14 protein-coding genes are annotated in these 10,530 nt (G+C 37.6%); all 14 read right to left on the bottom strand.

Features of this window, described 5'->3' with window-relative positions; translation table 11 throughout:
• Window positions 1-82: 82 nt before the first annotated feature.
• Window positions 83-604 carry a type II secretion system protein gene (locus tag HOO90_RS05645; RefSeq protein WP_292840597.1) on the bottom strand — a complete coding sequence of 174 codons (522 nt, stop codon included), beginning with the start codon at window positions 602-604 and terminating at the stop codon, window positions 83-85.
• Window positions 605-631: 27 nt separating this feature from the next.
• On the bottom strand, window positions 632-1,027 hold the full coding sequence (locus HOO90_RS05650; RefSeq protein ID WP_292840600.1) for a type II secretion system protein: 396 nt from the start codon (window positions 1,025-1,027) through the stop codon (window positions 632-634).
• A complete protein-coding gene (locus HOO90_RS05655; RefSeq protein WP_292840603.1) occupies window positions 1,017-1,496 on the bottom strand; it encodes a type II secretion system protein in 480 nt (159 codons plus the stop codon). The genes HOO90_RS05650 and HOO90_RS05655 overlap by 11 nt, the downstream gene beginning before the upstream one ends.
• A gap of 35 nt (window positions 1,497-1,531) precedes the next feature.
• The gene (locus HOO90_RS05660) at window positions 1,532-3,454 is read right to left on the bottom strand and encodes a secretin and TonB N-terminal domain-containing protein (protein WP_292840606.1); all 1,923 of its coding nucleotides are present in this window, start codon (window positions 3,452-3,454) and stop codon (window positions 1,532-1,534) included.
• Window positions 3,451-3,969 carry a hypothetical protein gene (locus HOO90_RS05665; RefSeq protein WP_292840609.1) on the bottom strand — a complete coding sequence of 173 codons (519 nt, stop codon included), beginning with the start codon at window positions 3,967-3,969 and terminating at the stop codon, window positions 3,451-3,453. Before HOO90_RS05665 ends, HOO90_RS05660 begins: the two co-directional genes overlap by 4 nt.
• A 47-nt stretch (window positions 3,970-4,016) precedes the next feature.
• Window positions 4,017-4,553 carry a hypothetical protein gene (locus tag HOO90_RS05670; protein WP_292840612.1) on the bottom strand — a complete coding sequence of 179 codons (537 nt, stop codon included), beginning with the start codon at window positions 4,551-4,553 and terminating at the stop codon, window positions 4,017-4,019.
• Window positions 4,554-4,556: 3 nt separating this feature from the next.
• Window positions 4,557-5,078, bottom strand: a complete 522-nt coding sequence (locus tag HOO90_RS05675) for a hypothetical protein (RefSeq protein ID WP_292840615.1) — start codon at window positions 5,076-5,078, stop codon at window positions 4,557-4,559.
• On the bottom strand, window positions 5,075-5,893 hold the full coding sequence (locus HOO90_RS05680) for a hypothetical protein (RefSeq protein WP_292840618.1): 819 nt from the start codon (window positions 5,891-5,893) through the stop codon (window positions 5,075-5,077). Before HOO90_RS05680 ends, HOO90_RS05675 begins: the two co-directional genes overlap by 4 nt.
• The gene (locus tag HOO90_RS05685; RefSeq protein WP_292840620.1) at window positions 5,874-7,535 is read right to left on the bottom strand and encodes a GspE/PulE family protein; all 1,662 of its coding nucleotides are present in this window, start codon (window positions 7,533-7,535) and stop codon (window positions 5,874-5,876) included. The genes HOO90_RS05680 and HOO90_RS05685 overlap by 20 nt, the downstream gene beginning before the upstream one ends.
• A gap of 10 nt (window positions 7,536-7,545) precedes the next feature.
• On the bottom strand, window positions 7,546-8,736 hold the full coding sequence (locus tag HOO90_RS05690) for a type II secretion system F family protein (RefSeq protein WP_292840623.1): 1,191 nt from the start codon (window positions 8,734-8,736) through the stop codon (window positions 7,546-7,548).
• Window positions 8,737-8,747: 11 nt separating this feature from the next.
• A complete protein-coding gene (gene gspG, locus HOO90_RS05695) occupies window positions 8,748-9,161 on the bottom strand; it encodes a type II secretion system major pseudopilin GspG (RefSeq protein ID WP_292840626.1) in 414 nt (137 codons plus the stop codon).
• 108 nt (window positions 9,162-9,269) lie between these two features.
• Window positions 9,270-9,551, bottom strand: a complete 282-nt coding sequence (locus HOO90_RS05700) for a HigA family addiction module antitoxin (protein ID WP_292840629.1) — start codon at window positions 9,549-9,551, stop codon at window positions 9,270-9,272.
• A gap of 45 nt (window positions 9,552-9,596) precedes the next feature.
• Window positions 9,597-9,875: a type II toxin-antitoxin system RelE/ParE family toxin gene (locus HOO90_RS05705; protein WP_292840632.1), complete on the bottom strand. Its 279-nt coding sequence runs from the start codon at window positions 9,873-9,875 to the stop codon at window positions 9,597-9,599.
• Window positions 9,876-9,931: 56 nt separating this feature from the next.
• The coding region (locus HOO90_RS05710) for a transposase (protein ID WP_292840635.1) at window positions 9,932-10,530 on the bottom strand (599 nt) is incomplete at its 5' end.

Genomic DNA, 10,530 nt, shown 5'->3' on the forward strand with positions numbered 1-10,530 from the left:
TAACTTTGCGTACGATGTAGCTTGTTGCTTTTTATCGTTGGGTATTGCTTATATTTAATGCTGCATTTACAGACTTTTTGCTTCAGTTATTTAATTCTTTTGGGATGAGGTTGTCAAGTGGTTTTTGTGGTTCAATATTTTCGTAGGTGAATTGCCAGTCTGAATAGTGGGTTTTGTTGTGGAAGTCTAGGTTTGATGAGTCAAAATTGCTTGTTTTTAAACTTTTACCAGTGGATAGGCTATGTACACCCATAAAACCACCATCTGGCGCTTTAACTAGCCCCCATTCTTGGGTTCTAGTAATAGGGTCAACATAAATTTTACGTAAGTAACGTTGTAGGCTAACAAATCGATTGTCTTGCAAGAGATCTTCTAAACGCTGAGGGTAGCGCTTTATATTGCCAGGCGTACGTTGATAGTAAAGCGAAATCGCCTGCTTAAATTGATTGCCAACAAATATCAATTGTCGTTCTTTCTCACGCTGCTGGACAAATGAGTAAAGTGTGCCTGCAAGTGCCAAAGTTACTCCCATTAAGGCGATAATAAATAGAAGCCCTAAATAGGTGAATCCATTATTTTTATTAAGCTTATTAGGAATAATCATTGAAATTATTTCATCAAAATGCAGAAATCACCATTCTGAATATGGCTTGCCGTTGCTTGCATTTAAAGTTGATCCACTTTTAACATCATAGACATTACCTTTTGTAATATCTTGAGCAGGTATCGTAACCCAAGTCTCGGCGCTCTCTGTAATTGGGTCTACCGGAATTTTTTTTAAGTAATGCTTGGTAGCTAAATCTTCTAAATGTATTGGGTACTTACCTGTGTCGCCTAAATATTTATCTATGGCATCACGCATAATACTTAAATCTTGACGCAAAGCGGCTTCTTTAGATTTTTCAATACTTCCAAAATATTTTGGTAATGCTATCGTTAAAAGTACGGCGATTACAGCCATTACGACCAATAACTCGATAAGTGTAAAAGCTAAATTTAATTTAAATTTTCTGAAATTACCATTCACGATATGCCACTCCATTCAACCCCAGTTCATTGGATGTGGAATAAACATCAAAAACATCATCGCCCTCTTTTGGGTCATCAGCAGGACTCTGATAGCTGCGCTTACCCCAATTATCATCCCCATCTTTAACTTCGTCTTGTATAGGGTCTTGCGGTAATTTTCGTAGAAAAAATATCTTTCTACGCTTAGGATCTTTTATGTCTTCAACTCCATCAACTAACAAAGATAAAGTTGCTGGATAACCAGATTCTTCAGCACTTTTTTTAATATGCCCTTCATCGGATGCTTTTTTGTAAGCATCAATTGCTTCTCTAATTTGGCGCAATGATTCAGTCAACTTTTGCTCTTTAGTGCGCTGCATACTCACTTGAACTAAAGGTGTAGCGATACTTGCCAACAGCGCCAATATCGCAAGCGTAACCATCAACTCTATAAATGTAAACCCTCTAACTTTTAAGCTAAAAAACATAATGGTGATTTAAATTCACGCATCTAAAGATATTATTATTGCGCCATAGCAGGTAAAGCAGCAGGCAATGGCGGTGGTGGCGGAATGTCTAATGGAATTGGCATCAACGGCGCAGGAGTTAATACATTTTCACTATTTACGTTTGACTGCGTTTCTGTTGTCTGCAGATTATCATTTTGCTGACCTACTAAATTCGTATTGCTACTCGACATACCAGCTGGAGAGTTCCCAGACTCGGTTCCTAGGGAAAATTCTGCTAGCGATGATTCCGTTGGTGATATATTACGAATTATCTTTGGCGTAATTAACAGCACAATTTCTGTTTTATTATTAGACTTATTTTTGCTTGAAAACAGCCGCCCGATAATAGGTAAGCTTGCCAAGCCAGGTACACGATCAGCCGAGATTCGTTCCTCATTGTTAATGAGCCCAGCTAGAACTTGCGTCTCACCATCTTTAAGACGTAATGTTGTTGTAGCATTGCGTGTTCCCAATCGATAAGATAAAGAACCTGATTTGGTCACTACCTCACTGACGATGTTGCTAACTTCCAAACCAACATCTATTGAAACTTCGTCATTAATCATAATGCTAGGTTCAACATCTAGCTTTAGTCCTACGTCCAAATAACTAACGGACTCCGAAACAAAGCCTGTTGATGTTGAAGTGTTGGTAATGACTGGCACTCTATCGCCTATATGTACTTTGGCTTTCTTATGATTTTTAACTCTGATATGAGGGTTTGCAAGTAAATTGCTACCTCCCTCTGTTCCTCTAAGGGTTAATACTAAAGTAGGGTCAGTAATTGATAACCTCGCCATATTTGATTTAAAGTTATTAACCTCATCAAACCTCAACTGACCATTACCTGCAGCCCCTTTAATTCCAACCGACAATTGGTTAGGCCAACGGAGGCCTAGCTCACTTGCAAGGGTATTGCTTATCTCTAGAACCTCAACCTCTAGCAGCACCTCAGGATCACCAATATCGTACGAATTAATTAGCTTTTCAGCAGAACGAATTGCATCGTACGTATCTCGCATTACTAAAATATTAAGTTTTTCATCCACAAAAATGTCTTTTGTTTTAACAACCGTTTTAATCAACTCTTCTGCTTTTTTAGGCTCTACATTTGTCAAATAAAATGTTTTTACCATAATCTCTTCATATTCTGATTTTTTTGAATTTGGATAAACCAATACAGTGTTTTCATTCAATATTTTTTTGCTAAGTTGTGTTGAGGCAAGTATGTTTTTTAATGCATCATCTATTGTTGTGTGTTTTACAAATATACTAACTCTGGCATCAGGTTTAATTTCTTTATCCAAAACAAAATTCACCCCTGCTGCCTTCGAAATTAATTCAAAAACCGTTTTAACATAGGCATCTTTAAGCTCTAAACTTACTGGGGTTTTAAATTTTGAAAGTACTTTTGAATAATAGCCATTATTTTCTCGTAGTTTTTTTTCTATGGCAGCATACATCTTTTTTGCCTTAAGATTTGTCGGCTGTTCATTTAATACTTGCCTTACTTTTTCTTTTGCAGCTTCAGTTTGATCGTCATTTAGCAAGTCTGAGGCCTCATTCAATTTAGCCCCCATTGTATTTTCAACGGCTGTAGCCCTAAGGCCATCTTGGGCACGTGAATTCGCCTCATCAATCTCTAGCACATTATTGTAAATGCCCTCGGCATCTTCCCAATGTTCATTGACTCTAGCATTATCAGCATTTTGTAGAAGCTTATGAACTGTAGCTTCACGCTGTTTATAATAAAAGTTTTTATATTCTAAATTTTCAGGGTTTTCACCAACAAGTTTTTTTAATTGTTGCAACCCAGCTTTGGTGTCCCCTTGCTCAAAAGTCATTTTGGCTTTAGTAAAGGCTTGATTATTTGCGCATCCTAACAACATAATTATTAGCAGAAGTAAAAAGGCATTTTTAAATATTCTTAAGTTCAATTAGGCTCCCCAATCTGCATGCTTTGTAATACGTTCATTGGAATATAAGTTAAGGTCATCATGGGTGGTGAAATCTTTTCTATCTTATAGGTTTGTTGAACGATATCACCTTCCTTTACTACAAAATTTTTACCATTAAAGCCAACAAAAACTTGGTACTCATCATCGCCAAAAATTTTGCCAATATACTTAAATGGAATGGCGGGGGCTGCTGGAGTCGGAATTACTGTTGGGGCGATTATCGCAATTATCGGGCTAGGTTTAACAATAACCTTTAAATGAGTCAGCAACTTACTCTTATCTGGTGTTAACGTTGGTTTTTTATAAATTTCAAAAATATCAACTTTGTTAATTAACGCATTCTTCACAAAAGTAGATTTTCCAATCCCACGACTGGGATCCCTTATAACTGCATTGCTAACAACTATGTCTGATGCGCCTACAACATCATTAGTATCATTATTCGAATATTCCTGATATTTAAAATACCCAGCAGAAGCAAGCGTTGCAAACAAAGTGCCGTATATTAGATATTGCTTGTAAATTGACTTATTGGTCACTTCTAGTTATTCACATAAATATTAAGTTGTAAAAATCCATCTAGATTATTTACTTGGCTATTTTCACGAGATAACTCCACATTTTGCAATATAACCCCAGCATATTTTTTAGATAATTGACTTATAAATGCTCTAACATCTAAATACTTTCCTGATATTGGCAATGTTACTTCATAACTAACCATATGAATCGAAGGTAATTCAGTAAATTTATAATCTACGTTATCTACGAACAAGTTATTCTGTTGCGCAGACACATGAATAAACTCAATAACATTATGCAGCTCAGATTTTTTAGGGAAATTAAGTATGCCATAAAAATTCTCTGGTCCATTAGACTCTAACTGACGCACCGACAAGTTTTTCTTGTGAGTTATTTCAGCGAGTTCAATCTTTAAAATGGCTAATTTTTTTAATTGGTAAGTAAAATTAAAACCAAAAAGTAGCAAACCACAAAAAGTTAAACTCAGTCCTATTACACTGTACTTACCAAGCCTTTGATACATGTAACTTACAAATGGGTTAATATTACTTAGCATGGCTTATAGCATTTTAACCATCATTAAAAAATCAATTCCTTCTTTCTGATTAGAAGTCATTATTTCTTGACTCAATAATTCAACATGCTCTATATTTTGCTGAGCACCAAGCGCATGTATATACTCAAGCATTTCATGCGTGTTTGCTGCCTCTGCTGAAATAAGCACTTCTTTTTTTTCCATATTGGGTTGTATGGTCATTAAGCTTATATTATTCGTATGAACCAACTCTAAAGTGGAAAATAATTTTTCCCATGGATAGTCTAATTGCTTTTGTATTTTTTCAAGAATGCCAGCACTTTGAATATCCTCATTAGTAGTTTTTTTGATTGGTTTGGGAATAACCTCTAGTTGAATATTGCTAATCTCACTTTTTATTTTTGTAAGCGTTTTTGCGGTTTGCAAATTTTGATAACCAGCGAACCCAAAAACAGCTAATCCAAAAAACAGCGATAAAATACCTAAGTAATCAGCACTTCTTACTGAATCAAAATGAATCTTTTTTAAATGGCTATTGAGCTTCATAGTAAATAGTTTACGAACTTTGATTTTTCTCTATTTTCCTTGTGGGTAACATTACGAAGCATCACTATTTTTGGGCTTATATTTTTAAATAAGTCTAAATTAAGATTTGACTGCATATCTTCATGAAAATAAACAGAAGTACCCTTATCGTTCCTGCCCAACTGCACTATTTCTCGATTAAGCATCCGCTCAACCTCTAACTCCCAACCTTCCTTCACAGTGGCAACCTTTACCATTTCCCAAGAGTTTTCTTTAATGTTAGTTAGATAGATATAGGCACTATCTTTAACAATTATCCACGCATTTTTACTTATTGATTTACGCCAATAATTAGTGATCAATACAAAATAAGGAACAATCGAATTTAGCGTAAAGCGCTTACTTTTCTCCAACTCTAATAGTTGATTATAAAACCCATCTTCAATCGCAAATGCCAAACTACACTTTCCAAAACCACTATCCGACATAAAAACACGAAATTTTTTATCATCAACACCATAAATTTCTTCTAATTGATGAAGTATTACAGCTTTCTGCTCTTCTTTAGATAATACTTGATTCCACCTAGCAACTCTAAATTTTGCAAAATGTCCAGAAAGTACAATATTTGCGTTACACGCTTGCCACTCTGGCTTGTTAAGCAACATTTTTAGCGCATCCACCACACGTCCATACCCAGTGTTATCAACACTATTTTCTACTGGTATTATTTCATTTTTACCAATACGCTTACGGAAAAACCCCTCATGCCTAACTGCAGCTATGTATTCTGGGTGCAAAAAAATAGTCACTTTATTAGTCAACAAATGTAACACGATTTATCTCTTGTAATGTTGTCTCACCAGCTTTCACTAAATCTATTGCTACGTCACGCAAATATCGTGTTCCAGATCTAGTGGCGGCTTCTTTTACTTCTCTAATTGGCGCTTTTGAAACAATCAATTCGCGAACTTCATCGTTCAAGTCCAGTATCTCGGCGATTGCCCTTCTTCCTTTGTAGCCAGTGCCACGGCATTTTCCGCAACCCTGCCCAAGTTTAAATTTAAAGCTAGATAAGTCAGCTCTCACTAACTTTGAGTCGTTCAACAAATCCTCATTAGGTTGGTAATCAACCGCACAATCTTTGCAAATAAGCCTGACTAAGCGTTGCGATATTATCCCGTTCATTGCTGACACAAAACTATATGAATCAACTCCCATATGCGTAAAGCGGCTAATTACGTCAAAAACATTATTTGCATGTACTGTAGTAAATACTAAATGGCCAGTTAGTGCAGATTGAATAGCAATTTGTGCTGTTTCTGCATCCCTAATTTCGCCCACCATGATTTTATCTGGGTCATGTCTAAGTATGGATCTCAAACCACGTGCGAAAGTTAAGCCTTTTTTTTCATTAACCGGTATTTGCAACACCCCAGGCAACTGATATTCAACTGGGTCTTCAATGGTAATAATTTTATCTTTCCCATTATTTATTTCTGATATTGCAGCATAAAGCGTAGTCGTTTTACCGCTGCCTGTAGGGCCAGTAACCAACACCATTCCATAAGGCTCTAACACCATTTTTCTAATGTGTTTTACCGTTACAACATCAAAACCTAGCTGTTCTAAGCGTAACTCTTTTACCACCTCACTAATGGTGCTGCGGTCTAATATTCTAAGCACCGCATCTTCGCCATAGATGCTAGGCATAATAGACACGCGAAAATCTACTTCCCGATTTTGAATTGCAATTTTAAATCGCCCATCTTGCGGCACTCTTCGCTCAGCAATATCTAATTCAGCCATAATTTTTATGCGTGAGATTACCTGCTCAGCGACTTCAACGCCTTCCACTTTAGTGACTACATCTAAAACGCCATCCAATCTATACTTAATAACTAAACCATGGGCATCTGCTTCTAAATGTATGTCACTCACCTTGGTCTTAAGTGCATCGTAAAGTGTTGAATTGACCAACTTAACCACCTGACTACTATCTGCATTTATTTTTACGAAAGACAACTCTTCAATACTATTGATTGATTTTGTACTGTCACGTTTTTGCTCAACCATACCGTCCATTGCAAGCATGTTCTCTTCATTTTTCTTTAGCAATGCGGCAATATCATCTTTATGACAAACGGAAAATCTAAAATCTTCTTGAATTCTAGCCGAAACCCAATCTTGCAAATCTGCATTAAAAGGGTCTGAAATAGCTACATAAAGCTTACCTGCGGGCTCTCGTAAGGCCACACAACCTTTTTTAACAGAATCTATATATGGTAATTTGTCAAACTCCACATTATGCTCATGCAGTTCGAGCATACTGAAATACCTAAACTGCCATAACTCAGCTAGTGCTTTTGTTAATTCATGTGCGATTAACGTTGAGTTTTCTTCAAGCACTTGCATTACAGGTTGGCCAAGTTTAGTAGCAAGCTTTATAGATTCGCTTATAGTTTGTGTGGTTAGCATAGTCAAATGTCTACTGAATACTACCAGCCAAATCAAATATTGGCATATACATCAACACCACCACCACACCCACAATTAGGCCAATTAGCGCCATTAAAATTGGTTCAAATAGCTTTGTAAACCAATCAACCCAACGTGAAATCTCATCCTCATAAAAGTCTCCTATATTTTCCATCATTTGGCCCATCTGTCCACTTTTCTCACCAACTCGCATCATGCGAACGGCGACTGGAGTGGTTAAATGATGTTTTTCCATTGCTATAGACAAAGGCAACCCCTCTTTAATGTCATTCCTAGCTAATGCCAATTGCTGGCTTAGGTCACTACGCAATAAGCCAGAAACCATATCTAAAACTGTCATTACTGGAATACCCCCTTTAAGTAGCATGCCCGCCGTTCTATAAAATCTTGCTAATTGATAAACTTTCATCTTTTCACCGAGCATAGGTACTAGCAATATTTTGCTCATTAAATATTGCCTAATTGATGGTCTAGTAAATCCATAAATCATCGCCACTAGAATAACAATAAATCCAATTAATACTTTTAGGCTATGTTCCGCTAGCATTCCCCCCCACGCCAAAAGCCATTGTGACAACAACGGCAAATTTGTGCCACGCCCTTCATAAATCACACTAAACTTTGGTACCACATACAGCATTAAAAACATAATAACCATGCCGCCTACCATCAATAAAATTGCTGGGTAAATAGACGCACTAATAATTTTTTTTCGCACTAAGTTTACTTGCACCTGATAATCAATATAGCGCCTCAAAGCATCGACCAAATCACCAGTTTTTTCGCTAGACTTTACCATAGCGACATATAACGGATTAAATTGATTAACATTTTTTGCTAGTGCAGCCGACAATGGCAAGCCTTCAAATAATGAGTTTGTAACATCATCCAATAGTAGCTTTACACCTGCGCGCTGCTCCTTCTCGCGCAAGGTCTCCATTGCCTCAACCAAACTTAAGCCAGCCTTTAAAAGCTGTAACAGCTCGTGGCTAAAAAGTAATAACTGAAATCCACCTTTAGATTTTCCTGCAGATAAACTATGTTCAGATCTATGCTTAACAGATAAAGGAATCAAGCCCTTTAATTTAACTTGTTGCTTAGCATCCTCGGCTGAAATAGCATCTATCGTAATCAACGAAACTGCCTCAGAGTCCGACATCACTTTTAATTCAAATTTCATTTTTTAAGTGCTTATTGCCAATTATTGATATCGGCAGCTTCATCCTTACCACCTTGCTTACCATCATTGCCAAAAGACATCAAATCAATATCGGCATGCTCACCAGGAGATTTATAGATATAAGCATTCCCCCACGGGTCTGCTGGTGGCGCTTTTTTAAGGTAAGGTCCTGCCCACTTCGCCTCGTTACTAGGTTTATTAAACAAGGCATCTAACCCTTGTTCTGTGCTTGGATAATGCCCAGTTTCTAATCTATATTGATCTAGCGCCTGCTCTAATGCATTAATTTGCGCTTTCGCAGTTTTCACCTCAGATTTACCCACTTGGGCAAAATATTTCGGGCCCACATAACTGACCAATAAACCAATAATCACCATTACCACCAATAACTCGAGCAGCGTAAATCCAGCATTTTTTTTAGTCATCAGCACGCCCCTAATTTTTCTACGTACAACTTTTTATTAAAACATCAAACCACTACCATATTTTTATAGATGCAATTTATTATTGCATCTCACCGAGCATATAAGCCACTATGCAGCCTGTGGAAATCGTTCTATATGTTTGCGTTGTTTCTGCTTAGCCTGCCAAATATTATATTGCACCTGCATGCGCGACCAAAACCCTGCAGACGTACCCAAGGCATCAGCCAATAGCAAATCCATTTCAGCACTAATACCAGCTTTGCTGTTTAATATGCGTGATAGCGCAACACGCGTAACGCCAAGGTGGCTGGCAGCATCGGTCACGCTCAAACCATCTGGCAAATACTCTTTTAAAACCTCACCAGGGTGAGCGGGGTTATGCATATCCATATCATTCTCCTAACATTCAAAAATAGCCATCGCCATCAATTACATCTAGTGATAATCCAAATAATCGACCAGCTCAATATCATCTTGATCAAACCTAAAAATAACGCGCCAATTACCATTTACCGTAATCGACCAAAAACCCACCATATCACCAGATAACTGATGCAACCGCCAGGCAGGCACTCTTAAATCCTCAGCACATTCCGCAGCATTCATCGCAGTTAATTGCACAATGAGTTTAGCCGCATGGTGCGGCTGAATCCCTGATTTACTTCCAGTCAAAAAAAACTGCCCCAAACCTTTATGCTGAAAGCTTTTAATCATTTAATTTGGCTTCTTGTAAAAATAAATTGTACCACCGTATACTCACGCTATACAAATTATTTATTTGAATCACTTTTCAATATCAATTTAGGCCGCCCAGCCTTACCAGCCGTCACTCTCCTGCCTAAGGCATCTTCAATTTGTGTAACAAATAACGCATTGCCCAAAGCGTAATTGCCATTTGTTGCCTTGCGTATTTCATCCACCAAGCCAATATCTAATTGAAATCTAAATAACTCACGATAAGCCGCTTGTCTGCTAACAGCATCTAAACCAAGCGCTTGGTATAAAACATTTGGCTGAATGACTGCAGAGTTGGCACCTTGCGCATTAGCCGCATAGCTACTCCACTTGTATTCCGCAGGGTGGTTCACCATATTGGCGCGCACAGGGTTAAGCTCAATATAACGCTGGCAAGCCAATAAATAAGTTTCCGCCTGCGTAGGGCAAGATTTATAACGCCCCTCCCACAAAGTGCCTGTGCGCTTATACATTTTGTTAATGTATTGCACATAACGCTGACCGAGGGCTTTCATCATTGCACCAACTGCTTCGGTTTTTTCGGTAGAAACCAGTAAATGCACATGATTTGTCATCAGCACGTAAGCGTGAATTTTACATTCGGTTTTATCGGCGTATTCTTTTAGCCATTCTA

Origin of the sequence: Methylotenera sp. (genome assembly GCF_013141425.1) — a bacterium.
Taxonomy (GTDB): domain Bacteria; phylum Pseudomonadota; class Gammaproteobacteria; order Burkholderiales; family Methylophilaceae; genus Methylotenera.

Excerpts from the sequence above, each read along its gene's own strand:
- gspG (WP_292840626.1), bottom strand. The coding sequence starts at position 9,161 with ATGACTAAAAAAAATGCTGGATTTACGCTGCTCGAGTTATTGGTGGTA.
- HOO90_RS05675 (WP_292840615.1), bottom strand. The coding sequence starts at position 5,078 with ATGAAGCTCAATAGCCATTTAAAAAAGATTCATTTTGATTCAGTAAGA.
- HOO90_RS05655 (WP_292840603.1), bottom strand. The coding sequence starts at position 1,496 with ATGTTTTTTAGCTTAAAAGTTAGAGGGTTTACATTTATAGAGTTGATG.
- HOO90_RS05670 (WP_292840612.1), bottom strand. The coding sequence starts at position 4,553 with ATGCTAAGTAATATTAACCCATTTGTAAGTTACATGTATCAAAGGCTT.
- HOO90_RS05690 (WP_292840623.1), bottom strand. The coding sequence starts at position 8,736 with ATGAAATTTGAATTAAAAGTGATGTCGGACTCTGAGGCAGTTTCGTTG.
- HOO90_RS05705 (WP_292840632.1), bottom strand. The coding sequence starts at position 9,875 with ATGATTAAAAGCTTTCAGCATAAAGGTTTGGGGCAGTTTTTTTTGACT.
- HOO90_RS05700 (WP_292840629.1), bottom strand. The coding sequence starts at position 9,551 with ATGGATATGCATAACCCCGCTCACCCTGGTGAGGTTTTAAAAGAGTAT.
- HOO90_RS05685 (WP_292840620.1), bottom strand. The coding sequence starts at position 7,535 with ATGCTAACCACACAAACTATAAGCGAATCTATAAAGCTTGCTACTAAA.
- HOO90_RS05645 (WP_292840597.1), bottom strand. The coding sequence starts at position 604 with ATGATTATTCCTAATAAGCTTAATAAAAATAATGGATTCACCTATTTA.